This is a genomic window from Streptomyces sp. NPDC093546, assembly GCF_044765045.1.
Taxonomy (GTDB): Bacteria; Actinomycetota; Actinomycetes; order Streptomycetales; family Streptomycetaceae; genus Streptomyces.
The window spans coordinates 203,075-229,116 of the sequence record NZ_JBIWJG010000007.1 but is presented as its reverse complement, the minus strand read 5'-3'; the positions used below and the strand labels follow the sequence as shown (position 1 = coordinate 229,116).

The following is a 26,042-nucleotide window of genomic DNA, read 5'->3' as shown; positions in this document are numbered from 1 at the left end:
GGGGCAGCACATGGCCGCCACGGCCGGCGGATACGCCGACATACTCCGGGCACCCCATGCCCTCCGGCTGCTCGTCGGCACCCTCGTGGGGCGGCTGCCCAACGGCACCGGGCCCATCGCGATCATGGTCTTCACCCGGGCGGAGGGCGGCAGCTACAGCCTCGCCGGCGCCCTCGCCGGCGTGTACGGCCTGGCCAACGCCGTCGGTCAGCCCCTCCTCGGCCGCGCCGTCGACCTCTACGGCCAGCCCCGCGTGCAGCTGCCCGCCGCCGTCGTCTCCGCGCTCGGCATGGCGCTGCTGGTCCTCACCGGAACCGACCCCCTGCCGCTGACGTACGCGGCCGTCGCCGTCGCCGGACTGTTCACCCCGCCGCTGGAGGGCGGGCTGCGCGCCCTGTGGCCGAGCGTGCTGGGCCGCGAGGACCGGGTGCACCGGGCGTACGCCATGGACGCGATCGCCCAGGAAGTCATGTTCACCGTGGGCCCGTTGCTCGTCACGGTGCTCGTCGCGCTCTGGTCGCCCTCCGCCGCGCTGCTGGTCATCAACGCCCTCGGGGTTCTCGGCGCCCTCTCCGTCGTCGTCTCCGAGCCGTCCCGCACCTGGCGCTCCGCGCCCCGTGACGCGCACTGGCTGGGCGCCCTGCGCTCGCCCGGGCTGCTCGCGCTGCTCGGCTCCTTCTTCTTCGTCGGGCTCGCCCTGGGCTCCATCACGGTCGCGGCGTACGCGTACGCCGAGGACCACGGCAGCCAGTCGGTGTACGGCTGGCTGATGGCCGCCCTCGGGCTCGGCGCCCTGATCGGCGGCGGGCTGTACGGCGCCCGCCAGTGGGCCGGGGCCCCCGAGCGGCGGCTGAGCGCCCTCGTGGCCCTGCTGGCGCTCGGCTATCTGCCGCTGATGCTCACCCCGGGCGTGATTGCCATGACCGCCCTGGCGGCCCTCTCCGGCGTCTTCCTGGCGCCCGCCATCGCCTGCGCCTTCATCGTCGTCGACCGGCACGCGCCGCGCGGCACGGTCACCGAGGCGTTCTCCTGGCTGGTCACCACGTTCGGTGTGGGCGCCGCGGCGGGAACGGCCATGGCGGGTCCGGCAGTAGAGCTCGCCGGCACGGCCGCGAGTTTCGCCGTCGCGGGCGCCGCCGGATTCGCCGCCCTGCTGGTCCTGCTGGCCACCCAGCGGGTGCTGGCAGTTCCGCCGCGTACGGCACAACCCGCCGACGATGTCGTGGCGACTTCGGAAAATGATCGAAACGGTGTAGTCGAACCCGGTTTCAGCACGGGCCATCAGGCGTAATGTTCCATCATGGACCGCCGCATTTTCGGGCTGGAGAACGAGTACGGCGTCACGTGCACGTTCAGGGGACAGCGCCGACTGTCTCCTGACGAAGTGGCGCGCTACCTCTTCCGCCGTGTCGTGTCATGGGGCCGCAGCAGCAACGTCTTCCTGCGGAACGGCGCCCGTCTCTACCTCGACGTGGGATCGCATCCGGAATACGCAACGCCCGAATGCGACAACGTGACCGAACTGGTCACCCACGACAAGGCCGGCGAGCGCATTCTGGAAGGCCTGCTCGTCGACGCAGAACGCCGTCTGCACGAGGAGGGAATCGCGGGCGACGTCTATCTCTTCAAGAACAACACCGACTCGGCGGGAAACTCCTACGGCTGCCACGAGAACTATCTGGTCGCCCGCCACGGAGAGTTCTCCCGGCTCGCGGACATCCTCATTCCGTTCCTGGTGACAAGGCAGCTGCTCTGCGGTGCCGGCAAGGTGCTGCAGACCCCGCGCGGCGCCGTGTACTGCGTCAGCCAGCGCGCCGAGCACATCTGGGAGGGCGTCAGCTCCGCGACGACCCGCTCCCGGCCCATCATCAACACCCGCGACGAACCGCACGCCGACGCCGAGCGCTACCGCCGGCTCCACGTCATCGTCGGCGACTCGAACATGTCCGAGACGACCATGCTGCTCAAGGTCGGCGCCACCGACCTCGTCCTGCGCATGATCGAGGCGGGCACGGTCATGCGCGACCTCACCCTGGAGAACCCGATCCGGGCCATCCGCGAGGTCAGCCACGACATCACCGGCCAGCGCAAGGTGCGCCTCGCCAGCGGACGGGAGGCGTCCGCCCTGGAGGTCCAGCGCGAGTACTACGACAAGGCGGTCGACTTCGTCGACCGGCGCGGCATCCGCACCGGCACGGTCGCCCAGGTGCTGGAGCTGTGGGGCCGCACCCTCGACGCCATCGAGCAGGAGGACCTCGACCGGATCGACACCGAGATCGACTGGGTCATGAAGTACAAGCTGCTCGAGCGCTACCGGGCCAAGCACAACATGACCATGTCGCACCCGCGGGTCGCCCAGATAGACCTCGCGTACCACGACATCCACCGTCGGCGCGGGCTCTACTACCTGCTGGAGAAGAACGGCCAGGCCGCCCGGATCTGCAACGACGTGAAGATCTTCGAGGGCAAGTCCGTGCCCCCGCAGACCACCCGCGCACGGCTGCGCGGCGACTTCATCCGCCGCGCCCAGGAGCAGCGCCGGGACTTCACGGTCGACTGGGTGCACCTCAAGCTGAACGACCAGGCGCAGCGCACGGTGCTGTGCAAGGACCCCTTCCGCTCGGTCGACGACCGGGTGGAGAAGCTGATCGCCGGGATGTGATCCGGATCCCGCCGGACGAGAACAGGGCCCCGTACGTTTCTCGTGCGGGGCTCTGTCACGCCCTAGAGTGGCGGACGACCACTGTGCCGTCTGAGATCTGAGGAACACGTGCGCCGACTTGCCGGCCTACTCGTCGTCCCGTTGCTGCTGCTGTCCACGGCGGCGTGCGGTGACGACAAGGGCTCCAACGCCTCTAACGCCTCCGAAACCGCCTCGATGAAGAACGGCCTCCCGGCGATCACCGCGGGAGCCAAGTTCGGAGAGAAGCCCACCCTCGCCAAGGGCGAGGGCGCCCCGCCCAAGGAGCTCAAGGTCGAGGTCCTCAGCGAGGGCAAGGGCCAGCAGCTCAAGAAGGGCGACCAGGCCCAGGTCCACTACCTCGGGCAGACCTGGGACTCCGACAAGCCCTTCGACAACAGTTTCGACCGTGGTGAGCCCTTCTCCGTGTCCATCGGCGGGGGCGGTGTCATCGAGGGCTGGCAGAAGGCGCTCGACGGCCAGAAGGTCGGCAGCCGCCTGGAGGTGTCGATTCCGCCGGAGCTCGGTTACGGCGCGCAGGGCCAGGGCCAGATCAAGCCGAACTCCACGCTCGTGTTCGTGATGGACATCGTGAAGGCCACGACCTTCATGTCCTCCGCCAAGGGCACCGAGGTCGCGCAGGACAACATCGACCTGCCCAAGGTCGGCACCAACACCGACGGCAAGGCCCCGTCGATCGAGGTGCCGAAGAAGGCCGCGCCGAAGAAGCTGGTCTCGAACTACGTCATCGAGGGCACCGGCCCGGCGGTGAAGCCGAGCGACACGGTCGCCGTGCACTACAAGGGTGTCCTGTGGGACGGCGGCAAGGAGTTCGACAGCAGCTTCTCGAAGGGCGCGCCGATCACCTTCCCGCTGGCCAACGTCATCCCCGGCTGGTCCGAGGGCCTGGCGGGCAAGAAGGTCGGCAGCCGCGTGCTCCTCGTCGTACCGCCGGACAAGGCGTACGGCGACCAGGGTCAGGGACCGATCCCGCCCAAGGCGACGCTCGTCTTCTCGGTGGACATCCTCGGGGTCGTGTGAGCGGGCGTCTGTAAGACTGTCCCTTTGCACATCGCACACCAAGGAGCATGTTTCCGTGAGCATCGACAAGCCCGAGGTCGACTTCCCGGGCGGCGAGCCGCCGGCCGACCTTGAGATCAAGGACGTCTGGGAGGGCGACGGCGAGGTCGCCGAGGCCGGCGACCTCGTCAGGGTCCACTACGTGGGTGTCGCCTTCTCCACCGGCGAGGAGTTCGACGCTTCCTGGAACCGCGGCACCCCGCTGGACTTCCAGCTCGGTGTCGGCCAGGTCATCGAGGGCTGGGACCAGGGCGTGCAGGGCATGAAGGTCGGCGGCCGCCGCCAGCTGATCATCCCCGCGCACCTCGCGTACGGTGACCGCGGTGCCGGTTCCGCCATCGCGCCGGGCGAGACCCTGATCTTCGTCTGCGACCTGGTGGCCGTCCGCAAGCGCTGACGCGCCCGGCCGTCGAGACCGTTCTCGGTCGTACCGGTCGTTCGAGGCCCACGCCGTTTCCGCGGCGTGGGCCTCGGCTTTTGCCGCGACACCCCGGGGCGGTACCGTCATCGCCGAGAGTGTCTCCACGAGCAGAGGTGGGTGCAGGGCGTCGATGGCCATTGCCAAGGCCGAGCGGCTGATGAATCTGGCGCTGTGCCTGCTCGGGACCCGCCGCCCGCTGAGCAAGCGCGAGCTGCGCGGCTCCATCGAGGCGTATCTGGAAGCCGGCTCGGACGACTCCTTCAACCGCATGTTCGAGCGGGACAAGGACGACCTGCGCGAACTGGGCCTGGTCATCGAGACCGTGGAGAACCTCGACGGCGAGACCGGTTATCTCGCCCGCCGCGACTCCAACCGCCTGCCGCCCGTCCGGCTCGACGCCGAGGAGGCCGCCGCGCTCGGCCTCGCCGCCAAGGTGTGGCAGCAGGCGCGTCTGGCCGGCGCCGCCAGCGGCGCCCTGCAGAAGCTGCGCGCCGCGGGCATGCCCGAGGCCGAGGACGCCTTCGACGACCGGCACAGCGCCCTCGAACCGCGCATCCCGGTCCACGAGGCCGCCTTCGAGCCGCTCATGCTGGCCTGCCGCGACCGCCGCCCGGTCGTCTTCCAGTACCGCAAGGCCAACGCCGCCCGCCCCGAGACCCGCCAGGTCGAACCGTGGACGCTGGAGTGCTGGCGCGGCCACTGGTACCTGGCAGGCTGGGACCGCGAGCGGGGCGCCGGGCGCGTCTTCCGCCTCTCCCGGATCACCGGCACGGTCCGCTCCCGGGCGGGTGCCTTCACCGCGCCCGTACCGGACGTCTCGACCGTCCGCGAGACCGTCGAGCGGTGGGCGGGGGAGAGCGCGACCCGCTCCGCGCGGATCCGGCTGCGCACCGACTGCGGCTACCCGCTGCGCGCCCGCGCCCTGTCCGTGCGGGAGCTGGGCGACGGCTGGGACGAGCTGGAGATTCCGTACGGGCACGGCCTGGACGCCTGGCTCGTCGAGTTCGGGCCGGACGTCGTCGTACTGGAACCGGCCGATCTGCGGGCCGACGTGGTGGACCGGCTGCGTGCCGTGGCCAAGGGTTGAGGGGACGTACGAAACGATGGCCACGAACGCGATCGACCAGACCCGGCGGATGCTGTCCCTGGTGACGTACCTGCGTGAGCGCCCCGGCGCGCACGTCGGCGACGTCGCCCGGGCCTTCGGGATCACCGAGGACGAGCTGATCTCGGACCTCGACGTGCTGCCCATGTGCGGGACCAGCTTCCGCGGCGGCGACCTGCTGGACATCGACACCGACGGCGAGCGGATCTGGTGGCACAACCCGGCCGCCCTCGCGGCGGAGGCGGCCGAGCCGCTGCGGCTCGCCGCGGACGAGGCGACCGCGCTGCTGGTCGCGGCGCGGGCCGTCGCCACCCTGCCGGGGCTGCGCGAGGGCGACCGCGAGGCGCTGCTGCGCGCCACCGCGAAGCTGGAGGCCGCGGCCGGTGAGGCGGCGGGTGCGAGCTCCCGCCTCTCGGTGACCTTCGAGTCCGAGGGCGGCGTCTTCGCCGAGGTCGACCGCGCCATCTCGGAGCGGCGCCGGCTGTGGGTGCGGTACTACTCGCCCGCGCGCGACGAGCTCACCGAGCGCGAGGTCGACCCGATCCGGCTCTTCGCCGTCGGGCACACGTACATGGAGGCCTGGTGCCGGCTCTCCGAGGCGCGGCGCACCTTCCGGCTCGACCGGGTGGCCGAGATCCGGATCCTCGACGAGCCGTCGGCGCCGCCGGAGATCGAGCTGCGCGACCTGTCCGAGGGGCTCGTGCAGCCGTCGGCCGACGACCCCGAGGTGGTGATCGAGGTGGGCCCCGGCGGCCGGTGGGTCGCCGAGTACTACCCGCACGACAGCGCCGAGGAGCTGCCCGACGGCGGCCTGCGCATCACCGTGCGCACACCCGATCCGGCCTCGCTGCGGCGGCTCGCGCTGCGGCTGGGGCGGGACGGGCGGATCGTCTCGCCGCCGGAGCTGGCCGAGAGCGCGCGGCGGGCGGCGGCCGAGGCGCTGGCCGCGTACGACGGGGCCTGACGCCTCCTTCGTGAGACGACGGCCGCCGAGAACCGGCCATATGAGAGCCGGCGAGTAGACGAAAAGTCGAGGGGATTGAGCGATATGTCCGCGACGCCCGGAACCGGAACCAGCGTCGGCAACGGATCCGGTGCCGGGACCGGTGCCGGGGTCGTGGCCTCGTCGCTCGTGCCGGTCCTCTTCAGGGCCGCCTGCTCCGAGTGCCACGCCCGCTGCGAACTCTCCGCCGGCTCGCTCCGGCTCGCCATCGGCGCCAGCCGCCGTACCACCTTCTACTCCTTCACCTGCCCCGCGTGCGGCTCGGCCGTCCGCAAGCCGGCCGGCGAACGCATCATCGAACTCCTCACCGGGGGCGGCGTGCGGACGCTGCGCCTCCACTCCACCGTCTGACGAGGTCTAGGCTCTGCGCATGTTCTGGCCCATGCTCGCCATCGCCCTCGGTTTCCTCGGCATCGCCGTCCTCGGCGTCCTGGGGATCCGGGTGTTCATCGAGGCCCAGCGCCTCGGCCGTCAAGTGACGCACGCCACACAGCGGATCAATCGTGCGGCCGAGGACCTGGAACGGGCGGCCACCGATCTGGCCCGTACCGGCGAGACTCTGCGGTGACGCGATAGCGCACGCGGCCTCCTCGCGTCCACTGCCGGAAGGTACGCTGCTGATTGCGACGGATTCCCGATATCCGCCGCAAACGGGAGTACGCACAGGGATTGCCGGGCGTTTACCCGTGCGCGTTACGATCCTGACGGCCGTTGGCTCGGACACCAGTCCGGTTCACCGGTCGGGAGCCCGCCCCAAGCCGCCTCGGTGAGAAGGTAGACAACAGTTATGTTCCGACAGATCGGCCCTCTTGAGATCACTCTCATCGTCCTGGCCATCGTCCTCCTCTTCGGCGCCAAGAAGCTCCCGGAGATGGCCCGTTCGCTCGGCAAGTCCGCCCGCATCCTGAAGAGCGAGGCCAAGGCCATGAAGACGGACGGGCAGCAGCCCGCCCCGGCCGACCCGCCGGCCGACCAGCCCCCGGCCCAGCGCACCATCAAGGCCGCGCCCGGCGATGTGACGAGCGCCCGCCCGGTCACCGAGCCGTCCGACACCACCCAGCGCTGACCCAAGGCCGCCGGCCGCACCGACGGCCCGCCGCACGAGATGAGGACGTGGGTTGCTCAAGCCTGCCCGCAGTAAGAAGGAGAAGGACCCCGAGGGGCGGATGCCGCTCGCGGACCACCTGCGCGAGCTCCGCAACCGGCTCGCGAAGGCCATGCTGGCGATCACCATCACGTCCATCGCCGCGGCGTTCTACAGCCAGGAGTTGATGGACTTCCTCTCGTCACCGGTCGAACGGTGCCCGAAGGGAGTCATGGAGACCGGTGGCACGTGCGCCACCATCGTCTACAACGACCTGCTGTCCCCGTTCACGACCACGGTCAAGGTCGTCCTGATGGCGGGCATCGTCCTGTCCTGCCCGGTCTGGCTCTACCAGCTGTGGGCCTTCGTCGCGCCCGGCCTGCACAAGAGCGAGAAGAAGTACACGTACTACTTCGCCGCCGCCGCGGTCCCGCTCTTCGCCGCCGGCGTCTACGTCGCGTACCTGATCATGCCGGTGAGCATGAGCGTGCTGCTCAGCATCACGCCGGACCCCGCGGCCAACCTGCTCGAAGTCGACAAGATCCTGGACTTCACGGTCCGGATGGTCCTGATCTTCGGCTTCTCGTTCGAGCTGCCGGTGCTGCTGATCATGCTCAATGCCGCCGGGATCGTCACCGGACGGCGCATGGCCGGCTGGTGGCGCGGTGTGATCATGGGCATCTTCGTCTTCGGAGCGATCGCCACCCCGTCCACGGACCCGCTCGGCATGATCGCCCTTTCCGGGCCCATCATCCTGCTGTACTTCCTCGCCGTCGGCATCGCCCTCCTCAACGACAAGCGGCGACGGCGCAACGACCCGGACGCCGAGCTGGACGACGACGAGGCCGCCCCGGTCGACCTCACCCCGGCCCCGATCGGCGAGGTGGAAACCGTGTCGTCCGCGCGAGCCGCCCTGCCCGAGCAGGCCACCGGTGAGTCCGGCGGCTCCCGTCCGCAGCGGCTGAACGGCTACGACGACATCACCTGAGGCGCGGCGACGTACCGCGGTCATCCCCTCGCCGCCCGTGGTGTGGTGCAAGGCAGATTAAAGATCGAGCTGACTGTCAGTGCCGACGGGTACGCTCGATAACAAGATGACCCAAGAAGACCTCACACCCGCGGAGGCGTACGCGGCGGCCCGGCGCCGCGCCGCCGAGCAGGCGACCGCGCTCGCTCCCTTCCGGGACCTGTACGACTTCGAGCTGGACCCGTTCCAGATCGAGGCCTGCCGTGCCCTGGAGGACGGCAAGGGCGTACTCGTCGCGGCGCCCACCGGCTCCGGCAAGACCATCGTCGGTGAGTTCGCCGTGCACCTCGCCCTGGAGCAGGGGCGCAAGTGCTTCTACACCACGCCGATCAAGGCGCTGTCCAACCAGAAGTACGCCGACCTCGTCAAACGCTACGGCCCCGAGAAGGTCGGCCTGCTCACCGGCGACAACAGCGTCAACTCCGAGGCGCCGGTGGTCGTGATGACCACCGAGGTCCTGCGGAACATGCTGTACGCGGGCTCCCAGTCGCTGCGCGGCCTCGGCTATGTGGTCATGGACGAGGTGCACTACCTCTCCGACCGGTTCCGCGGCGCCGTGTGGGAGGAAGTGATCATCCACCTCCCCGACTCGGTGACGCTTGTGTCGCTCTCGGCGACCGTGTCCAACGCCGAGGAGTTCGGCGACTGGCTGGACACCGTCCGCGGCGACACCGAGGTGATCGTCTCCGAGAGCCGCCCCGTCCCCCTGTGGCAGCACGTGCTGGCCGGGCGCCGGATGTACGACCTCTTCGAGGAGGAGACCGACCACGGCGGCCGCGGCTCCGCGCGGCGCGAGGTCAACCCCGACCTGCTGCGCCTGGCCCGCATGGAGAACTCCCGCCCATTCAACGGCCGTGACCGGCGGCGCGGCAGGATGAGTGAGGCCGACCGGGAGCGCGAGCGCCGCCAGCGCTCGCGGATCTGGACACCCGGACGGCCGGAGGTGATCGAGCGGCTCGACGCCGAAGGGCTGCTGCCCGCCATCACCTTCATCTTCAGCCGAGCCGGCTGCGAGGCCGCCGTACAGCAGTGCCTGTACGCGGGGCTCCGCCTCAACGACGAGGAGTCGCGCCGGCGGGTGCGGGAGATCGTCGAGGAGCGCACCGCGTCCATCCCGACGGAGGACCTGCACGTCCTCGGGTACTACGAATGGCTCGAAGGCCTGGAGCGGGGCATCGCCGCGCACCACGCCGGCATGCTGCCGACCTTCAAGGAGGTCGTCGAGGAGCTCTTCGTACGGGGCCTGGTCAAGGCGGTGTTCGCCACGGAGACGCTCGCGCTGGGCATCAACATGCCCGCGCGGTCGGTGGTGCTGGAGAAGCTCGTCAAGTGGAACGGCGAACAGCACGCCGACATCACGCCGGGCGAGTACACCCAGCTGACCGGGCGCGCCGGGCGGCGCGGTATCGACATCGAGGGCCACGCCGTCGTGCTCTGGCAGCGGGGCATGGACCCCGAGTACCTGGCGGGCCTCGCCGGCACGCGCACGTACCCGCTGCGCTCCAGCTTCAAGCCGTCGTACAACATGGCGGTGAACCTGGTCGACCAGTTCGGGCGGCACCGTTCGCGCGAGCTGCTGGAGACGTCGTTCGCGCAGTTCCAGGCGGACAAGTCGGTGGTCGGCATCTCCCGGCAGGTCCAGCGCAACGAGGAGGGGCTCGAGGGCTACCGCGAGGGCATGACCTGCCACCTCGGGGACTTCGAGGAGTACGCGCGGCTGCGCCGCGAACTCAAGGACCGCGAAAACGAACTGGCCAAGCAGGGCGCGGCGCAGCGGCGCGCGGCGGCCGCCTCCTCGCTGGAGAAGCTCAAGCCCGGTGACGTCATCCACGTGCCGACCGGCAAGTTCGCCGGGCTGGCGCTGGTCCTGGACCCCGGTCTGCCGGCCGGCCGGTCCAACGGGCACCGCGGCTTCGAGCACGCCGACGGGCCGCGGCCGCTGGTGCTCACCGCCGAACGGCAGGTCAAGCGGCTCGCCGCCATCGACTTCCCGGTGCCGGTGGAGCCTTTGGAGCGGATGCGGATTCCGCGTACCTTCAACCCCCGTTCCCCGCAGTCGCGGCGCGACCTCGCGTCCGCGCTGCGCACCAAGGCCGGGCACATCGTCCCGGACCGGCAGCGCAAGCAGCGCTCCGAGGCGGCCGACGACCGCGAGATCGCCCGGCTGCGCAAGGCCCTGCGCGCGCACCCCTGCCACGGGTGCGACGAGCGCGAGGACCACGCCCGGTGGGCGGAGCGGTACCACCGCCTCCAGCGGGACACGCGCCAGCTGGAGCGGCGCATCGAGGGCCGGACGAACACGATCGCCCGCACCTTCGACCGGATCGTCGCGCTGCTGACCGAGATGGACTACCTCCGCGCCGACGAGGTCACCGAGAACGGCAAGCGGCTCGCCCGCCTCTACGGCGAACTGGACCTGCTGGCCAGCGAGTGCCTGCGCGAGGGGGTGTGGGAGGGCCTCAACCCGGCCGAACTGGCCGCCTGCGTCTCGGCGTTGGTGTACGAGTCCCGGCAGTCGGACGACGCCGTCGCCCCGAAGCTGCCGACGGGCCGCAGCAAGGCCGCGCTCGGCGAGATGGTCCGGATCTGGGGCCGCCTGGACGCCTTGGAGGAGGAGTTCAGGATCAACCAGACGGAGGGCGTCGGCCAGCGGGAGCCGGACCTCGGCTTCGCCTGGGCGGCCCACCAGTGGGCCTCCGGCAGCGGCCTCGACGAGGTGCTGCGCGAGACGGAGATGCCGGCCGGCGACTTCGTCCGCTGGTGCAAGCAGGTGATCGACGTCCTCGGCCAGATCGCGGCCGCGGCCCCGCGGGAGGACAGCACGGTCGCCAAGAGCGCGCGCAAGGCGGTCGACGGACTGCTGCGGGGTGTGGTGGCGTACAGCTCGGTGGGCTGACGGCGTTTCACCCCTGTTAAGGGCTGGGGCCCGGCCGGAATGATCCGGCCGGGCCCTGGTTCTTTGTGCTGAGGCGTTCGGCGAGGGTGGCGAGTTCGGGAGCGCGCAGGACCCGGTCACCGTGGCCCGGGAGGGGGACGTGCAGCGGTGACGTCCAGCGCGGCGGGATGGCGTCCGCGCCGTACACCGCGCCCGCCAGCGCGCCGGTCACGGCCGCGACGGTGTCGGTGTCGCCGCCCAGGTCGATCGCCGCCGCCAGTGCCTCCTCGAAGGAGCCGGTCGTCCGCAGGGCCCAGAGCGCGGAGCCGAGGCACGGCCAGACGGCGCCGTTGAACTCGGTGGCGTCGTCCGGGTGCCAGCCGGGCGCGAGGACCGGGAACCGGGCGCGGTACACGCCCGGGAGGCCGAACTCGAAGGGCGCGCCGAGGGCGTCGCCGACGGCGGAGCCCAGGACGGTGCCGGTGACGCGGTCGAGGTGGCGCATCCGTTCAGGCTAGGGGGTGTTGTGTGGCTCGGGCCGAAGAGGGGGACGGTCAGGCCGCGCGCTCCAGCCGCGCGGGGTCGGACGCGGGCGTCGATGCCGTGGTGCGCAGCGCCGCCCAGCCACCGGCCGCCGTGAGCAGCGCGATGACACCCGCGGCGGTGAGCGTCGCGCCGTCCGGGTCGACCAGCGGCCGGCCGCGCAGGGCCTGCCAGGTGACCAGGGCGAAGACCGCCGCGTACGCGGCCGATGCCACGAGCACCAGTCGCAGGCGTACGCGTGCGTCGCGCAGCAGGACGAACCGAGGGGCCAGGGCGAGGAGGACGAGCAGGAAGAGCGGGAGCAGCTGGAGCGCGTGCATGCCGACGAAGTGCGGGATGCGCAGGTCGCCGCCGGTCGTCGACCAGCCGGTGAGGGGCATGCCCGGGCCTCCGTCCGGTACGCCGACGCTGTGCGCGCCGACCACCTCGGAGACGCCCGGCACGCGCGTGGGGGAGTTGAGCCGACGGACCGGGGTGTCGGTTCCGACGATCAAGTACTACGTACGGGAAGGACTGCTTCCGGCCGGGCGGCTGACCAGCCCCAATCAGGCGTCCTACGACGAGACGCACGAGCGTCGGCTCCGCTCGGTCCGGGCCCTGATCGACGTCGGCGGAATGTCGGTGGCGGCCCTGCGCGAGGTGCTCGACGCGATCGACGACACCGAGCAGCCGGTGCGCAAGGTGCTGGGCGAGGCGACTCACCGCCTCGCGGCGAAGAGCGGCGGCGAGGCGAACCCGGAGCTGGAGGCGGCCCGCGAGACGGCGCGGGAGTTGGTGGCGGAGCGCGCGTGGCGCGTCGGGGACGACAACCCCGGGCTGGACGTGCTCGCCGGAGCCCTGGCCGCACTACGGCGCGTGGGGCACGCGGGCTTCCTCCGGCAGAGCCTGGACACCTACGCGGACGCGGCGGAGCGCGTCGCCGCGGTGGACCTCGCGTACGTCGCGGGGGGCGTCAAGCGGAAGGACCTGGTGGAGAGCGCGGTGATCGGACGGTGCTGGGGGAGGCGGTGTTCGCGGCGCTGCGGCGGTTGGCGCATGTGGACGCGTCGGCGCGGTGGTACGGGGAGGGGGAGGACGCGGGGGCGGGGACGCCTGCGGCGGGCTCTTCCCCCACCCCGCCCCTTCCCGAAACCGGGGCTCCGCCCCGGACCCGGCGGGGCTGTCGCCCCGTGCCAGGCGGCCTGGCGCCCGGCGAGCCCGGCCGCCGCCGCGCCCGGCGACCAGCCCCTCGCGGCTCCATCGGCCTCCGGCCGTCGCCGGAGTGGCGAGTCGGAGCAGCGAGCCGTCGTGGAGGGCCGTCGCGGAGAGCCGGTGTCAGGCGGCCGCCGGGTCCGCCGGGGATTCCTGTTCGCGTTCCACCTGGGCGTTCCAGTCGCGCTTGATCGCGCGCCAGGCCTCGTCCGTCTGGCCCAGGCGCCAGTAGCCCGAGATCGAGAGGCGTTCCCGGGAGATCTGGCGGTCCAGGCGGAGGTGGCGGCGGAGGTCCTTGACGAAGCCCGCTTCGCCGTGGACGAAGGCGTGGACGTCGCCGGGCGGGAAGTCCAGGTCCCGGACCGCGGTGAGGAGCGCCTCGCCGACCGGGCGGCCCGTGCGGTGGAACCAGCGGAGCTCGACGCCGGGCGGGGCCGCGATCTTCTGTTCGTCGTCGGGGGACTCGACCTCCACGAAGGCGTGCCCCACGGCGCCCTCCGGCAGCCGTTCCAGCGACGCGGCGATCGCCGGCAGCGCGCTCTCGTCGCCCACGAGCAGGTGCCAGTCGGCCGCCGGGTCCGGCGCGTACCCGCCGCCCGGGCCGAGGAAGCGAATCGTTTCGCCTGCCTGGGCGGAGGCCGCCCAGGGGCCGGCGAGGCCCTCGTCGCCGTGGACGACGAAGTCGACGGTCAGCTCCCGCTCGGCGGCGTCCCACGCCCGTACCGTGTACGTACGGGTCGTCGGCCACTGCTCACGCGGGAACTCCTCCCGGATGCGGTCCATGTCGAACGGCTCCGGGTAGGTCACACCCGGAGCCGGGAAGAGCAGCTTGATGTAGTGGTCGGTGAACTCGTCCGCGCGGAAATCGGACAGCCCCTCACCGCCGAGGACGACCCGCACCATGTGCGGCGTGAGCCGCTCGGTGCGAACGACACGAGCTTCGCGGGCCTTCGGTGCCTTGCGAGCAGGCTGCTGCGCCACGGTGGTCTCCCCGTCTCTCCCCGAATGTGGTTGCTTAGGCTTACCTAAGCTAACACCTCACCCCCGCAGCACGGAGAGCAAACGGTCGAGCGAGCCGCCCAGGCCCCACCGCGCCGCCAGCCCGTCCAGCGCCTCCGGATCCAGCGGCGCCGCCGGCAGCGCGGGGTCGAACCGCGGCAGCGGCACGTCGTCGGCGACCCGCACCACCTTCGGCGCGACCGCCACGTACTCCCGCGACTCGTCCAGCCGCCTGCGCTGCGCCGGCGACAGCTTCGCCGCCGGATCGTCGACCGCCGCCATGATCCCGGCGAGGTCCCCGTAAGCCGCCAGGAGCTTCGCGGCGGTCTTCTCCCCGATGCCCGGCACCCCCGGCAGCCCGTCGCTCGGGTCCCCGCGCAGCAGCGCCAGATCGGCGTACCCCCGCCCGTCCACGCCGTACTTCGACCGCAGCCAGTCCTCGTCCGTCACCTGGAGGCTGCCCACGCCCTTGAGCGGATACAGCACCCGCACACCCCGGGCGTCGTCCACCAGCTGGTACAGGTCGCGGTCCCCGGTGACGATGTCCACCGGCCCCGCCGCCCGCGCCGTGAGCGTGCCGATCACGTCGTCCGCCTCGTACCCCGCGACGCCGACCCGGGCGATGCCGACCGCGTCCAGCACCGCCTCGATCACCGGCACCTGCGGCGACAGCGTGTCCGGGATCTCCTCCTCGTCCGGCCCCGCCCCCGCAGGGGCCTCCTCCGCCACCCGGTGCGCCTTGTACGACGGGATCAGCTCCACCCGCCAGTGCGGGCGCCAGTCCGCGTCCATGCACGCCACCAGCTCGTCCGGCCGGTGGTCCTGGACCAGCCGGGCGATGAAGTCCAGCAGCCCCCGCACGGCGTTGACCGGCGTGCCGTCCGGCGCCTTCACGGAGTCCGGGACCCCGAAATAGGCGCGGAAGTACAGGGAGGCGGTGTCGAGGAGCATCAGGCGTCGCGTCACACCACCGATCATGCACCACCCCACTGACAGCCGGTCGTCGCGTCGGTGACGAGCTGCACGGGAGGCCCTCCGTATCGCGCCTTTCCCACCCGTGGCGCTACTCGGTGGTACCGCCGCTGCGTAAGGTGGTCGGAGAGGGAGGGAGCCGTAGAGATGGACGACAAGGAGACGCTTCGCGTGGGAGCGGCCGTCCGCCGGAGGCGAAGAGCACTCTCGCTCACCCTCGCCGCGGTGGCCGAGCGCAGTGGACTGTCCGTGCCGTTTCTCAGCCAGATCGAGAACGAGCGCGCCCGGCCCAGCACCCGCTCCCTGGAGCGGGTCGCGGACGCACTGGAGACCACGGCCGTGGAGCTGCTCTACGCGGCCGACTCGACGCGCACCGTCGACGTCGTACGGGCCGACGACGCCTCCGGCGTGCCCGGCGTACGGCCCCTGGTGCGCGGCGAGCACCAGATGCACGCCGACGAGTTCACCGGCGAGCACGACGCCGGACGGGAGCTCGTCCTGCGCAACGACGCCCTGCTGTACGTCGCCGACGGCGCGGCCCAGGTCGAGGCCGAGGGCCGCGCCTACCAGCTCGAACGCGGCGACACGCTGTACCTCTCCGGTGGCGTGCGCCACCGCTGGCGCGCCGCCGGGCCCGCCACCCGCATCCTGGTCGTCGCCGTCGCCGAGCACATGGGGACGGCGCCGCGCGATGGCTGAGCGCCCGCGGGTCGTCTCCCTGGTGCCCTCCCTGACCGAGACCGTCGCCGCCACGGCGCCCGGCCTGCTCGTCGGGGCCACGGACTGGTGCACTCACCCGTCCGGGCTTGACGTCGCCCGGATCGGCGGTACCAAGAACCCGGACGTGGACGCCATCACCGCCCTGCGTCCCGACCTCGTCCTCGCCAACGAGGAGGAGAACCGCGCCCCCGACCTCGCCGCCCTGCGCGCCGCCGGACCGGAGGTGCTGGTGACGGAGGTGCGCACCCTGGAGCAGGCCTTCGCCGAGCTGGACCGCGTCCTGCGGGCCTGCGGGGTGCGGACGCGGCCGCGCTGGCTCGACGAGGCCGAGGCGGCCTGGGCCGGGCTCACCCCGCACCCGTACCGCCGGGCCGTCGTGCCCATCTGGCGCCGCCCCTGGATGGTGCTGGGCCGCGACACCTTCGCGGGCGACCTGCTGGCCCGCCTCGGTGTGGCCAACGTGTACGCGGACCACGCCGAGCGCTACCCGCGCGTCCCGCTCGACGAGCTGCGTGCCTCCGGCGCCGACCTGGTGGTCCTGCCGGACGAGCCGTACCGCTTCACGGCGGACGACGGGCCCGAGGCGTTCGAGGGGATCCCCGCCGCGCTCGTCGACGGGCGCCACCTCACGTGGTACGGGCCGTCACTGGCGACGGCACCGGCGGCGCTGCGAGCAGCGCTCCGCTGATGAGCCCCCGTACGGTCCGCACCGCGGCCACCAGCCAGACCGCCACCAGCAGCACGTACAGCCCCACCGCCAGCCACAGCAGCGGCGTGAGCCCGGTGTGGCGGGCCAGCCCCTCCGCTCCGGTGACGCACACCCCGACGGGGAACGTCAGCGCCCACCACGTCATCGCGAAACCCATGCCCTTCCGGCGGGCTCGCACCACCAGCGCACCGGCCAGGACCAGCCACAGCAGGGCGAAGCCCATGACGGGCACGCCGTACAGGACTGCCAGCGTCGTCCCGTAGGGAAGGTGCGGGGCGGCGTCGGCGAAGTTGTTCGCGGCCGCCGTGGACTGGCCCAGCGGGCCGAGGACCAGGAAGAGCGTCGGGGTCAGGGCGAGCGGCAGCGGCCCGCCCGTCACCAGCCGCCCGAAGACCAGCGGAAGCATCAGCAGCACCGCGAGCAGGCTCAGCCCGAACAGCCCGTAGCAGGTGAGCAGCAGCGTCCCCTGCCACTGCCCCGCCGGCAGGTGAGGGACGAGGAAGGGGCCCTGCGCGGCGGACACCATGGGCGCCACGACCGGCAGCAGCCACACCGGCGACGCCGCCTCTATCCGGTGGTGCACCACCATCAGGTACGGGACGGTCACCGCGACCGCCACGCCGAGCGCCGTGCCCACGGTGAACAGCACACCGTCCAGGGCGAGGGCCGCGTCCAGCCCGATCCAGTCCCTGCCGACGGTCAGGGCGCCCCCGCCGACCGAGACCAGGGCCATGGCCACGCACCCGTAGAACGGCGCCATGGCCGGGTCCAGCAGATGCGCCAGGGCTTGGTCGCGGTGGTGCGCCCAGTGCAGCGTCCGCGCCACGAGGAGCACGGCGAGCATCATCAGGGACAGGGCCCAGACGGCGGTGCAGGCGGTGTGCAGGCCGGGCACCCGGACGGGCAGGGCGGCGCCCGCGCCGGCGACGATCGCGGTACCCATCACCGTCGCGTACCAGTTGGGTCCGAGGTGGCGGACCGCCAGGGTGCGGGGGACGCGGGGGAGGGGGGTGTACTGCGCGAGCGTTGTTGCCATATCCCCCACCCTGACCTGCGCTGATGCCCACCACCAGGGATCTTGTTCCTATGACCCCATAAACTGAGGTTATGAGCCTGTCGCATCGCGTCCCCGACCTCGGAGCCCTCGAACTGCTGCTCGCCGTCGCCCGGCACGGCAGCCTGGGCCGGGCCGCGCGCGAGGTGGGCATCACGCAGCCGGCCGCCAGCAGCCGGATCCGCTCCATGGAGCGGCAGCTCGGCGTCGCCCTGGTGGACCGCTCGCCGCGCGGCTCGCGGCTCACCGACGCGGGCGCGCTCGTCACCGACTGGGCGCGGCGGGTGGTGGAGGCGGCGGAGGCGTTCGACGTGGGGGCGCAGGCGCTGCGGGACCGGCGCGACTCGCGCCTCCGGGTCGCCGCGTCCATGACCATCGCGGAGTACCTGCTGCCCGGATGGCTCATCGCGCTGCGCGCCGAGCGCCCCGACACGGCCGTCTCGCTCCAGGCGGGCAACTCGGCGGCCGTCGCCGCCTGCCTGCTCGCGGGCGAGGCGGATCTCGGGTACGTCGAGGGCCTCGCCGTGCCGGACGGCCTGGACGCGGTGGTCGTCGCGCACGACCGGCTCGTGGTGGTCGCGGCGCCCTCGCACCGCTGGGCCCGCCGCCGCGGCCCCGTCACCCCGGCGGAGCTGGCGGCGACCCCCCTGGTGCTGCGCGAGTACGGCTCCGGCACCCGTCAGGTGCTGGACGCCGCCCTCGCCGACCACGGCGGCCTCGCGGACCCGCTGCTGGAGCTGGCCTCCACCACGGCCGTCAAGGCGGCGGCCGTGACCGGCGCGGGCCCGGCGGTCCTCAGCGAGCTCGCGGTCACCGAGGAGCTCGCCTCCCGCCGCCTGGTGGAGATACCGGTCGAGGGCGTCCACCTCCACCGCGCCCTGCGCGCGGTCTGGCCGACGGGCCCCCTGCCGACGGGCCCGGCCCGCGACCTGCTCTCGCTGGCGCGGGGCACCCCCTAACCGTCGGACGCCGCGGCCACCAGCCCCTCCACCACCCGAAGGTCGGCGTCCATCTCGGGGTGCCACTGCACGCCCAGGGCCCAGCGCATGCCCGGCAGCTCCACCGCCTCCACCGTGCCGTCCTCCGCGTGCGCCGAAGCGGTCAGGCCGCTGCCGAGCCGGTCCACCGCCTGGTGGTGGTACGTCGGGACCGTCACCGCCTCCGGGACCAGCGAGGCGTACCGCGTGCCCGGGACCGGCTTCACCGTGTGGGCCGCGAAGACGCCGACGCCGCCGGTGTGGCCGTCCAGGTGCTGCACCAGCGTGCCGCCGAGGGCCACGTTGAGCAGCTGCATGCCGCGGCAGACGCCCAGCAGCGGCGTGCCGGTCGCGAGGGCCGCGTCGATCAGCGCGAGCTCCCAGGAGTCGCGCTCCGCGGCCGCCGGGCCGGTACGGGGGTCGCGCTCGGCGCCGTACCGTGCGGGGTCGACGTCGGCGCCGCCCGCGACGACCAGGCCGTCCAGGCGGGCCACCGCCTCCGCGGCCGTGGCGGGCGCGTCCGGCGGGAGCATCGCGGCGATACCGCCCGCCGCCTGGACCAGGCGCGGGTACGTCTCCGGCAGCAGCGCCGCCGGCATGTCCCATACGCCCCACCGGGCGCGGTCCAGGTAGGTGGTGAGGCCGATGAGCGGCTTCGGCACGGCTGGTTCCTCTCAGTTGCGTTCGAGCTCGGCTTCGGCCGCCGCCAGCGCCGCGAACTCCTCCTCGGGCGCGCTCGCGACGAGACGGTGCCGACTGTAGAAGGCGAAGTACGCGAGGGCGACGACGTACACCCCCAGCGCGATGAGTGCCGCGTCCACGTCGACCAGAAACGTCGCCACCAGCGCGGACAGCGCGAGGACGAGCGCGACGGACGACGTCAGGACCCCGCCCGGCGTGCGGTAGGGGCGGGGCAGGTCCGGCTCCCGGCGCCGCAGCACGATGTGGGACAGCGCCATGAGGGCGTAGGAGATGGTGGCGCCGAAGACCGCGATGTTCAGCATCCGCGCGCCGTCGCCGGTCCCGGCCGCCAGCGCGAAGCCGATCGCGCCCGGGATCAGCAGCCCCAGGTACGGGGACCTGCGGCGGCTGGTCAGCGACAGGAAGCGGGGCAGGTAGCCCGCGCGGGACAGGGCGAACAGCTGGCGCGAGCCCGCGTAGATGAGCGAGAAGAACGACGCCACCAGGCCCGCGAGGCCCGCGTAGTTGACGAACCGGCTCAGCGGGGTCGGGCCGCCGTCCCCCTGGAGCGCGACGACGAGCGGATTGCCCGCGTCCTGGATGGCCGCCGAGCCCCGCGCCCCCGTGGCCGCGAAGAACGTCAGCACGGCGAGCAGCACCAGCACCATCATCGACAGGGACAGCGCACGCGGCATGGACCGCACCGGGTCCTTGGCCTCCTCGGCGGCCAGCGGCACGCCCTCCACGCCCAGGAAGAACCACATCCCGAAGGGGAAGGCCGCCCAGATGCCGAGCAGGCCGAAGGGCAGCCAGGAGCTCGCCCCGAAGGCCGATCCGTCCACCGGGATGTCGTCCAGCCCGTCGGCACGGAACTCCGTGAGGGCGCCGGCCGCGAAGATCAGCAGCGCCGCCACCGCGATCGCCGTCACGATCAGGCTGAAGCGCAGCGCCTCGCCAACGCCCCACAGATGGATGCCGATGAAGACGACGAAGCAGGCCAGATACACCGGCCAGCCGGACTCCAGGCCGAACAGGCCGAGCGATTCGACGTAGTCGCCGATGAAGATGGAGATGGCGGCCGGGGCGAGGACGTACTCGATGAGGATGGCCGTCCCGGTCAGGAAGCCGCCCCAGGTGCCGAGCGCGCGGCGCGCGAAGCCGTAGCCGCCTCCCGCGGCGGGGAGGATGGCGGACAGCTCGGCGAGCGCGTACACCAGGCAGGCGTACATCACGCCCATCAGGAGGGTGGCGATCGCGAGCCCGCCGAAACCGCCCTCCGCCAGGCCGATGTTCCAGCCGGAGAAGTCCCCCGAGACGACGTAGCCGACCCCGAGGCCGGTGAGCAGCAGCCAGCCCGCGCTGCCCTGCCGCAGGGCCCGGCGCTTGAGGTAGTCGTCGGAGCCGGCCGCTCCGGGGGTGTCCTTGGTTTCTTCCAGCGTCATGGCAGCGTGCTCCCGCATCGGTCGGGGCCCAATGGAATGGACCCATACCTTTGCGGTGGCCGGGAGGGGAGCGCAACCCCCGTGCGTTACGTTCCGGTTACGCCGGGCCGGGCCGCCGGGCCCGGGCCCGGACACCGGCTCACGCCAGGAAGCCGCGCAGCAGCGCCGCCGTCCCCGCGCAGTGCTCCCGCATCACCTCGCGCGCCGCGTCCGCGTCCCCCTCCAGCACCGCCTCCACCAGCGCGGTGTGCTGGTGCTGCGAGTGCTCCAGGTTCCGCACCAGCAGCGGGATGCAGTCCAGCAGGTCGTTCACCGTCGCCCGGACCGCCGCGTACTGCGCCGTCAGCGTCGGCGACCCCGACAGCTCCGCCAGCGTGAGGTGCAGCAGCGTGTCCTGGCGCCGGTAGTCCTCCAGCGGTGCGTCGTGCGTGGCCCGCAGCGCCGTACGCAGCCGCTCCGCGCCCTCCTCGGAGAGCCCGTGCGCGGCGCACAGCCCGGCCGCGCCCACCTCCAGCACCTCGCGGAAGCGCAGCGTGTCCTCGACGTCGACGGCGGCGACGCGGCGGCGCAGCTCCTCCTCGCCCTGGTCGCCGGGCGCGCGGTCGCGGCGCAGCACAAACGTTCCGCCGTAGCGGCCGCGCCGGCTCTCCACGAGCCCCTGCTCCTGGAGGACCTTCAGCACCTCGCGCAGGGTGACCCGGCTGATGCCCATCCGCTCGGCCAGCTCCCGCTCGGCGGGCAGGCGCTCCCCGCCGGGCACCAGGCCGAGCCGGACGACCTGGAGGATCTGCTCCAGCGCCTCCTCGAAGCCGTTGCCCGCCCGCACCGGGCGCAGGACCGGCGTGAGCCGGTCCTCCGGTTCGCTCTTCTTCGCCACCTCGCGGTTTCCCCTTCCCAAGCAATGGTCTCCGGCAATACCTTATGGCTCCCGGCTGACCGAAGGAGGAGCATTCCCGTGGCAGACCGCAAACCCCCGCTCACCGTCGAGGAGCTGCGCGCCCTCGTCGCGAGCGGTGAGATCGACACAGTGGTCCTGGCCTTCCCCGATATGCAAGGGCGGCTCCAGGGCAAGCGGTTCGCCGCACCGTTCTTCCTCTCCGACGTGCTGGAGCACGGCACGGAGGGCTGCAACTACCTCCTCGCCGTGGACGTCGAGCTGAACACCGTCGACGGCTACGCGATGTCCTCATGGAACAACGGCTACGGCGACTTCGCCATGCGCCCCGACCTGTCCACCCTGCGCCGCGTCCCCTGGAACGAGGCCACGGCGCTCCTCATCGCCGACCTCGCCTGGAGCGACGGCACCCCGGTCGTCGCAGCCCCCCGCCAGATCCTGCGCCGCCAGCTGGAACGGCTCGCCGAGCACGGCTACACCGCGCACGTCGGCACGGAGCTCGAGTTCATCGTCTTCAAGGACACCTACGAGCAGGCGTGGGACGCCGGCTACCAGGGCCTCACCCCGGCCAACCAGTACAACATCGACTACTCGGTCCTCGGCACCGGCCGCATCGAGCCCCTCCTGCGCCGCATCCGCAACGAGATGGCGGCCGCGGGCCTCACCGTCGAGTCCGCCAAGGGCGAGTGCAACCCCGGCCAGCACGAGATCGCCTTCAAGTACGACGAAGCCCTGGTCACCTGCGACCAGCACGCCATCTACAAGACGGGCGCCAAGGAGATCGCCGCCCAGGAGGGCGTCTCGCTCACCTTCATGGCGAAGTACAACGAGCGCGAGGGCAACTCCTGCCACATCCACCTCTCCCTCCAGGACGCCGAGGGCCGCAACGCCATGGCGGGCGACGGACCCGGCGGCATGTCCCCGGTCATGCGCCACTTCCTCGCCGGGCAGCTCGCCGCCCTCCGCGACTTCTCCCTCCTCTACGCGCCCAACATCAACTCGTACAAGCGCTTCCAGCCCGGCTCCTTCGCCCCCACCGCCGTCGCCTGGGGGTACGACAACCGCACCTGCTCCCTCCGGGTGGTCGGCCACGGCCGCTCCCTGCGCTTCGAAAACCGCCTCCCCGGCGGTGACGTCAACCCGCACCTCGCCGTCGCGGGCCTCGTCGCGGCCGGTCTCTACGGCATCGAGCACGAGCTGGAGCTGCCCGAGCCGTGCGAGGGGAACGCCTACACCGCCGACTACGCCCACGTGCCGACCACCCTGCGCGAGGCGGCCGAACTGTGGGAGAACAGCCCCCTGGCGAAGGCGGCGTTCGGGGACGAGGTCGTCGCCCACTACCGCAACATGGCGCGGGTCGAACTGGACGCCTTCGACGCCGCGGTCACCGACTGGGAGCTGCGCCGCTCCTTCGAACGGATGTAAGGACCCACGTGAGCACCGAGCCCACCGAGCACCTCGTACTGAACCCCGCCACCGAGGAGGTCGTCGCCACCGTCCCGGCGGCCACCGCCGCCGACGTCGACGCCGCCGTCACGCGCGCTGCCGCCGCCCAGCGGGCCTGGGCCGCCGCCGCCCCCGCCGACCGCGCCCGCCTCCTGCGCCGCTTCGCCGCCGCCGTCGACGAGCACGTGGAGGAGCTGGCCCGGCTGGAGGTCCGCGAGGCCGGCCACACCCTCGGCAACGCCCGCTGGGAGGCGGGCAACGTCCGGGACCTGCTGGATTACGCCGCCGGGGGAGTGGAGCGCCTCAACGGCCGCCAGATCCCCGTCCCGGGCGGCCTGGACGTGACGATCCTCGAACCCCTCGGCGTCGTCGGCGTGATCGCCCCCTGGAACTTCCCGATGCCCATCGCCGCCTGGGGCACCGCCCCCGCCCTCGCGGCCGGCAACGCCGTCGTCCTCAAGCCCGCCGAGACCACCCCCCTCACCGCGCTCCGGCTCGCCGAACTCGCCCTGGAGGCGGGCCTTCCGGAGCACCTGTTCCAGGTGCTGCCCGGAGCCGGCCCCGTCGCCGGAAACGCCCTCGTCGAGCACCCCGGCGTCGCCAAGATCGTCTTCACCGGCTCCACGCGCGTCGGCAAGCAGATCATGGCGAAGTGCGCCGACCGCGTGAAGCGCGTGACGCTCGAACTCGGCGGCAAGAGCCCCAACATCGTCTTCGCCGACGCCGACATCGAGGCCGCTGCCGCCTCCGCCCCCATGGCGTTCCTCGACAACTCCGGCCAGGACTGCTGCGCCCGCACCCGCATCCTCGTCCAGCGCGGCGCGTACGACCGCTTCCTGGAGCTCCTCGTCCCCGCCATCGAGGAGGTCGTCGTCGGGGACCCGTCCGACGAGCGGACCCAGATGGGCCCGCTGATCTCACGCACGCAGCTGGAGAGGGTGCGGGGGTACGTCCCCGAGGGCGCGGACGCGATCCGCGGCAAGGCCCCGGAGGGACCCGGTTTCTGGTTCCCGCCCACCGTCCTCACCGGCCTCCCGGCCGACGCGCCCGCCGCCGTGGAGGAGATCTTCGGACCCGTCGCCGTCGTCCTCCCCTTCGAGGACGAGGAGGACGCCGTACGGCTCGCCAACGCCACCGAGTACGGCCTGTCCGGCTCCATCTGGACCCGCGACGTCGGCCGCGCCCTGCGCGTCTCCGGCGCCGTCCGCGCGGGCGCCCTCTCCGTCAACTCCCACTCCAGCGTCCGCTACTGGACGCCGTTCGGCGGCTTCAAGCAGTCCGGCCTCGGCCGTGAGCTCGGCCCCGACGCCCTGACCGCCTTCACCGAAACCAAGAACGTCTTCATCAGCACGGAGGCCTGAGACCCCATGACCGAGAACATCGTGTGCCGCCGCCTGGTCGGCCGTACCGCCGTCATCACCGGCGCCGGCAGCGGCATCGGCCTCGCCACCGCCCGCCGCCTCGCCGCGGAAGGCGCCCACGTCGTCTGCGGCGACATCGACGAGAAGGCCGGCAAGGCCGCGGCCGACGAGGTCGGCGGCACCTTCGTACGCGTCGACGTCACCGACGCCGAACAGGTCGAGGCGCTCTTCAAGACGGCGTACGACACCTACGGCAGCGTCGACATCGCCTTCAACAACGCGGGCATCTCGCCGCCCGACGACGACTCCATCCTGGAGACCGGCCTGGAGGCGTGGAAGCGCGTCCAGGAGGTCAACCTCACCTCGGTCTACCTGTGCTGCAAGGCCGCCATCCCCTACATGCGGCGCCAGGGCAAGGGCTCCATCATCAACACCGCCTCCTTCGTCGCCCGCATGGGCGCGGCCACCAGCCAGATCTCGTACACCGCCTCCAAGGGCGGCGTGCTCGCCATGTCGCGCGAGCTCGGCGTGCAGTTCGCCCGCGAGGGCATCCGTGTCAACGCCCTGTGCCCCGGGCCGGTCAACACCCCGCTCCTCCAGGAGCTGTTCGCCAAGGACCCGGAGCGGGCCGCGCGCCGCCTCGTCCACATCCCCGTCGGCCGCTTCGCCGAGGCCGAGGAGATCGCGGCCGCCGTCGCGTTCCTCGCCAGCGACGACTCGTCCTTCGTCAACGCCACCGACTTCCTCGTCGACGGCGGCATCTCGGGCGCGTACGTCACGCCCCTGTAGGCACACCGCCGGAGGGCCGGGCGCCGTCGCGCGACGCCCGGCCTAGGCTGACCGCATGAGCATGACGACTCCTCCCGGCTGGTACCCGGACCCGGGCGACCCCGCCGTCGAGCACTGGTGGGACGGCGCCGCGTGGACCGGACAGACCCGTCCCGCCGCCCACCCCGGCCCGCGCCCCACCCGGGGCAGGAGCGGCGTGCTGCCACTCGCCGTCGCGGGCACCGCCCTGGTGGCGGCGGTCGCCGTGGCGGCGGTCGTCCTCGGGCCGTCCGACGGCTCCGACGACGGCGAGGCGCTCGCTCCGCCGCCCTCCACCGCGGCCCCGGTGACGACGCCCGCGGCGACACCCACCCCTTCGCCGTCCGGTACCGAGGACGGCCCCGCGGTCCTCGTCGACCAGCTCAACGGCATCACCCTCCCCATCCCCGACGGCTGGGAGAAGCCGGAACACACCGTCGCCGACGTCGCCACCCTCACCACCGTGGCCGACGTCCCCTGCCCCGGCCACACCCGCCGCTTCTGCAAGCCCGGAACCGTCGGCTCCTGGACCGTCAGCGCGCCGGAGGGCAGCAGCTTCAAGACCATCGCCGAACAGGACGTCGTGACCGCCGCCGACCGGGCATACGAGGCGGACGCCCTCGGCAACCGCCTCCACGGCGGCATCCGTTCCCACAAGGTGGTCGCCTCGCGCCCGGCCGTCGTCGCGGGTCGCACCGGCCACCTGGTCCGCTGGCAGGTCACCACCGGCAACGGCCCGGGCGGGTACGTCCAGTCGCTCGCCTTCCCCTCCCCCTCCGGCACCGGGGCCCCCGTGGTCGTACGGTTCGCCTTCGACGCCGGCCCGGCGGGCCCGCCCCTCGCCCTCATGGACGAGATCACGCGCGGGATCCGCCCCATCGGCAGCGCCACGGGCGGCGGCGTCGGCAGCTCCATCGGGCCCTGACCTCCTGACAAGAAGGTCCGGCTTGCAACCCCGGCTTACCAAAGG

24 protein-coding genes and 3 pseudogenes are annotated in these 26,042 nt (G+C 72.5%); 19 read left to right on the top strand and 8 right to left on the bottom strand.

The window, feature by feature from the left end; translation table 11 throughout:
- Positions 1-10 precede the first annotated feature (10 nt).
- The 11 genes from ACIRNI_RS18185 to ACIRNI_RS18135 all read left to right on the top strand — a co-directional run bounded on the left by ACIRNI_RS18185 (position 11) and on the right by ACIRNI_RS18135 (position 11,296).
- Positions 11-1,291, top strand: coding sequence for an MFS transporter (locus ACIRNI_RS18185; RefSeq protein WP_403552383.1), 1,281 nt, complete (start codon positions 11-13; stop codon positions 1,289-1,291).
- Between the two features lie 9 nt (positions 1,292-1,300).
- On the top strand, positions 1,301-2,662 hold the full coding sequence (gene pafA / locus ACIRNI_RS18180) for a Pup--protein ligase (RefSeq protein ID WP_355362339.1): 1,362 nt from the start codon (positions 1,301-1,303) through the stop codon (positions 2,660-2,662).
- A gap of 108 nt (positions 2,663-2,770) precedes the next feature.
- Positions 2,771-3,721, top strand: coding sequence for an FKBP-type peptidyl-prolyl cis-trans isomerase (locus tag ACIRNI_RS18175; protein ID WP_403552382.1), 951 nt, complete (start codon positions 2,771-2,773; stop codon positions 3,719-3,721).
- 55 nt (positions 3,722-3,776) lie between these two features.
- A complete protein-coding gene (locus ACIRNI_RS18170) occupies positions 3,777-4,157 on the top strand; it encodes an FKBP-type peptidyl-prolyl cis-trans isomerase (protein ID WP_403552381.1) in 381 nt (126 codons plus the stop codon).
- A gap of 154 nt (positions 4,158-4,311) precedes the next feature.
- Entirely contained in the window at positions 4,312-5,268 is a 957-nt protein-coding gene (locus ACIRNI_RS18165) for a helix-turn-helix transcriptional regulator (protein ID WP_403552380.1), read from the top strand.
- A 16-nt stretch (positions 5,269-5,284) separates the two neighbouring features.
- Positions 5,285-6,250 carry a helix-turn-helix transcriptional regulator gene (locus ACIRNI_RS18160; protein ID WP_403552379.1) on the top strand — a complete coding sequence of 322 codons (966 nt, stop codon included), beginning with the start codon at positions 5,285-5,287 and terminating at the stop codon, positions 6,248-6,250.
- An 84-nt stretch (positions 6,251-6,334) separates the two neighbouring features.
- On the top strand, positions 6,335-6,640 hold the full coding sequence (locus ACIRNI_RS18155) for a hypothetical protein (RefSeq protein ID WP_403552378.1): 306 nt from the start codon (positions 6,335-6,337) through the stop codon (positions 6,638-6,640).
- Positions 6,641-6,659: 19 nt separating this feature from the next.
- Complete coding sequence (locus tag ACIRNI_RS18150; protein WP_355362351.1) at positions 6,660-6,857, top strand: hypothetical protein; 198 nt, start codon at positions 6,660-6,662, stop codon at positions 6,855-6,857.
- 219 nt (positions 6,858-7,076) lie between these two features.
- On the top strand, positions 7,077-7,355 hold the full coding sequence (gene tatA / locus ACIRNI_RS18145) for a Sec-independent protein translocase subunit TatA (RefSeq protein ID WP_403552377.1): 279 nt from the start codon (positions 7,077-7,079) through the stop codon (positions 7,353-7,355).
- Positions 7,356-7,407: 52 nt separating this feature from the next.
- On the top strand, positions 7,408-8,361 hold the full coding sequence (tatC, locus tag ACIRNI_RS18140; protein WP_403552376.1) for a twin-arginine translocase subunit TatC: 954 nt from the start codon (positions 7,408-7,410) through the stop codon (positions 8,359-8,361).
- Between the two features lie 106 nt (positions 8,362-8,467).
- Positions 8,468-11,296 carry a DEAD/DEAH box helicase gene (locus ACIRNI_RS18135; protein WP_403552375.1) on the top strand — a complete coding sequence of 943 codons (2,829 nt, stop codon included), beginning with the start codon at positions 8,468-8,470 and terminating at the stop codon, positions 11,294-11,296.
- A gap of 16 nt (positions 11,297-11,312) precedes the next feature.
- On the opposite strand, the pseudogene ACIRNI_RS18130 reads toward ACIRNI_RS18135, so the two are convergent.
- Both ACIRNI_RS18130 and ACIRNI_RS18125 read right to left on the bottom strand, forming a co-directional pair.
- A pseudogene (locus ACIRNI_RS18130) lies at positions 11,313-11,687 on the bottom strand (ADP-ribosylglycohydrolase family protein); the annotation flags it as partial.
- A 142-nt stretch (positions 11,688-11,829) separates the two neighbouring features.
- Positions 11,830-12,249 (bottom strand): annotated as a pseudogene (locus ACIRNI_RS18125) (hypothetical protein); the annotation flags it as partial.
- A 16-nt stretch (positions 12,250-12,265) separates the two neighbouring features.
- Between ACIRNI_RS18125 and ACIRNI_RS18120 the strand changes: the two are divergent.
- A pseudogene (locus ACIRNI_RS18120) lies at positions 12,266-12,921 on the top strand (MerR family transcriptional regulator); the annotation flags it as partial.
- A 211-nt stretch (positions 12,922-13,132) separates the two neighbouring features.
- Here the strand turns inward: ACIRNI_RS18120 and ACIRNI_RS18115 are convergent.
- Together ACIRNI_RS18115 and ACIRNI_RS18110 are read right to left on the bottom strand one after the other, a co-directional pair.
- Positions 13,133-13,990 carry a siderophore-interacting protein gene (locus ACIRNI_RS18115; RefSeq protein WP_403552374.1) on the bottom strand — a complete coding sequence of 286 codons (858 nt, stop codon included), beginning with the start codon at positions 13,988-13,990 and terminating at the stop codon, positions 13,133-13,135.
- Between the two features lie 57 nt (positions 13,991-14,047).
- Positions 14,048-14,959 (bottom strand): 5'-3' exonuclease H3TH domain-containing protein, encoded by a 912-nt coding sequence (locus ACIRNI_RS18110; RefSeq protein WP_403552538.1) that lies wholly within the window; start codon positions 14,957-14,959, stop codon positions 14,048-14,050.
- A 168-nt stretch (positions 14,960-15,127) separates the two neighbouring features.
- On the opposite strand from ACIRNI_RS18110, the gene ACIRNI_RS18105 reads away from it, so the two are divergent.
- Both ACIRNI_RS18105 and ACIRNI_RS18100 read left to right on the top strand, forming a co-directional pair.
- Positions 15,128-15,679 carry a helix-turn-helix domain-containing protein gene (locus ACIRNI_RS18105; RefSeq protein ID WP_403552373.1) on the top strand — a complete coding sequence of 184 codons (552 nt, stop codon included), beginning with the start codon at positions 15,128-15,130 and terminating at the stop codon, positions 15,677-15,679.
- Positions 15,672-16,388, top strand: coding sequence for a helical backbone metal receptor (locus tag ACIRNI_RS18100; protein ID WP_403552372.1), 717 nt, complete (start codon positions 15,672-15,674; stop codon positions 16,386-16,388). Before ACIRNI_RS18105 ends, ACIRNI_RS18100 begins: the two co-directional genes overlap by 8 nt.
- On the opposite strand, the gene ACIRNI_RS18095 is transcribed toward ACIRNI_RS18100, so the two are convergent.
- Positions 16,327-17,445: a TDT family transporter gene (locus ACIRNI_RS18095; protein ID WP_403552371.1), complete on the bottom strand. Its 1,119-nt coding sequence runs from the start codon at positions 17,443-17,445 to the stop codon at positions 16,327-16,329. The genes ACIRNI_RS18100 and ACIRNI_RS18095 overlap by 62 nt on opposite strands.
- Positions 17,446-17,516: 71 nt before the next feature.
- Here ACIRNI_RS18095 and ACIRNI_RS18090 point away from each other — a divergent pair, with 71 nt between their 5' ends.
- Positions 17,517-18,422, top strand: a complete 906-nt coding sequence (locus tag ACIRNI_RS18090; RefSeq protein ID WP_403552370.1) for a LysR family transcriptional regulator — start codon at positions 17,517-17,519, stop codon at positions 18,420-18,422.
- Here the strand turns inward: ACIRNI_RS18090 and ACIRNI_RS18085 are convergent.
- The 3 genes from ACIRNI_RS18085 to ACIRNI_RS18075 all read right to left on the bottom strand — a co-directional run bounded on the left by ACIRNI_RS18085 (position 18,419) and on the right by ACIRNI_RS18075 (position 21,440).
- Entirely contained in the window at positions 18,419-19,102 is a 684-nt protein-coding gene (locus ACIRNI_RS18085) for a gamma-glutamyl-gamma-aminobutyrate hydrolase family protein (protein WP_403552369.1), read from the bottom strand. The genes ACIRNI_RS18090 and ACIRNI_RS18085 overlap by 4 nt on opposite strands.
- A 12-nt stretch (positions 19,103-19,114) precedes the next feature.
- Entirely contained in the window at positions 19,115-20,563 is a 1,449-nt protein-coding gene (gene eat, locus ACIRNI_RS18080; RefSeq protein ID WP_403552368.1) for an ethanolamine permease, read from the bottom strand.
- 139 nt (positions 20,564-20,702) lie between these two features.
- Positions 20,703-21,440 carry a FadR/GntR family transcriptional regulator gene (locus ACIRNI_RS18075; RefSeq protein WP_403552367.1) on the bottom strand — a complete coding sequence of 246 codons (738 nt, stop codon included), beginning with the start codon at positions 21,438-21,440 and terminating at the stop codon, positions 20,703-20,705.
- Between the two features lie 78 nt (positions 21,441-21,518).
- Here ACIRNI_RS18075 and ACIRNI_RS18070 point away from each other — a divergent pair, with 78 nt between their 5' ends.
- The 4 genes from ACIRNI_RS18070 to ACIRNI_RS18055 are packed head-to-tail and all read left to right on the top strand — an operon-like array spanning position 21,519 to position 25,997.
- Entirely contained in the window at positions 21,519-22,883 is a 1,365-nt protein-coding gene (locus ACIRNI_RS18070) for a glutamine synthetase family protein (protein ID WP_356645745.1), read from the top strand.
- Positions 22,884-22,891: 8 nt separating this feature from the next.
- On the top strand, positions 22,892-24,265 hold the full coding sequence (locus ACIRNI_RS18065; RefSeq protein ID WP_403552366.1) for an aldehyde dehydrogenase family protein: 1,374 nt from the start codon (positions 22,892-22,894) through the stop codon (positions 24,263-24,265).
- 6 nt (positions 24,266-24,271) lie between these two features.
- Complete coding sequence (locus tag ACIRNI_RS18060) at positions 24,272-25,054, top strand: 3-oxoacyl-ACP reductase (RefSeq protein WP_403552365.1); 783 nt, start codon at positions 24,272-24,274, stop codon at positions 25,052-25,054.
- A 55-nt stretch (positions 25,055-25,109) separates the two neighbouring features.
- On the top strand, positions 25,110-25,997 hold the full coding sequence (locus tag ACIRNI_RS18055; RefSeq protein WP_403552364.1) for a DUF2510 domain-containing protein: 888 nt from the start codon (positions 25,110-25,112) through the stop codon (positions 25,995-25,997).
- The last annotated feature ends 45 nt before the right edge of the window (positions 25,998-26,042 follow it).

Bases quoted from the DNA above. Each gene is read 5' to 3' on its own strand.
- ACIRNI_RS18185 (WP_403552383.1), top strand. From the start codon at position 11: ATGGCCGCCACGGCCGGCGGATACGCCGACATACTCCGGGCACCCCAT.
- pafA (WP_355362339.1), top strand. From the start codon at position 1,301: ATGGACCGCCGCATTTTCGGGCTGGAGAACGAGTACGGCGTCACGTGC.
- ACIRNI_RS18165 (WP_403552380.1), top strand. From the start codon at position 4,312: ATGGCCATTGCCAAGGCCGAGCGGCTGATGAATCTGGCGCTGTGCCTG.
- ACIRNI_RS18160 (WP_403552379.1), top strand. From the start codon at position 5,285: ATGGCCACGAACGCGATCGACCAGACCCGGCGGATGCTGTCCCTGGTG.
- ACIRNI_RS18155 (WP_403552378.1), top strand. From the start codon at position 6,335: ATGTCCGCGACGCCCGGAACCGGAACCAGCGTCGGCAACGGATCCGGT.
- ACIRNI_RS18150 (WP_355362351.1), top strand. From the start codon at position 6,660: ATGTTCTGGCCCATGCTCGCCATCGCCCTCGGTTTCCTCGGCATCGCC.
- tatA (WP_403552377.1), top strand. From the start codon at position 7,077: ATGTTCCGACAGATCGGCCCTCTTGAGATCACTCTCATCGTCCTGGCC.
- ACIRNI_RS18135 (WP_403552375.1), top strand. From the start codon at position 8,468: ATGACCCAAGAAGACCTCACACCCGCGGAGGCGTACGCGGCGGCCCGG.
- ACIRNI_RS18110 (WP_403552538.1), bottom strand. From the start codon at position 14,959: ATGCTCCTCGACACCGCCTCCCTGTACTTCCGCGCCTATTTCGGGGTC.
- ACIRNI_RS18105 (WP_403552373.1), top strand. From the start codon at position 15,128: ATGGACGACAAGGAGACGCTTCGCGTGGGAGCGGCCGTCCGCCGGAGG.
- ACIRNI_RS18100 (WP_403552372.1), top strand. From the start codon at position 15,672: ATGGCTGAGCGCCCGCGGGTCGTCTCCCTGGTGCCCTCCCTGACCGAG.
- ACIRNI_RS18095 (WP_403552371.1), bottom strand. From the start codon at position 17,445: ATGGCAACAACGCTCGCGCAGTACACCCCCCTCCCCCGCGTCCCCCGC.
- ACIRNI_RS18090 (WP_403552370.1), top strand. From the start codon at position 17,517: ATGAGCCTGTCGCATCGCGTCCCCGACCTCGGAGCCCTCGAACTGCTG.
- eat (WP_403552368.1), bottom strand. From the start codon at position 20,563: ATGACGCTGGAAGAAACCAAGGACACCCCCGGAGCGGCCGGCTCCGAC.
- ACIRNI_RS18060 (WP_403552365.1), top strand. From the start codon at position 24,272: ATGACCGAGAACATCGTGTGCCGCCGCCTGGTCGGCCGTACCGCCGTC.
- ACIRNI_RS18055 (WP_403552364.1), top strand. From the start codon at position 25,110: ATGAGCATGACGACTCCTCCCGGCTGGTACCCGGACCCGGGCGACCCC.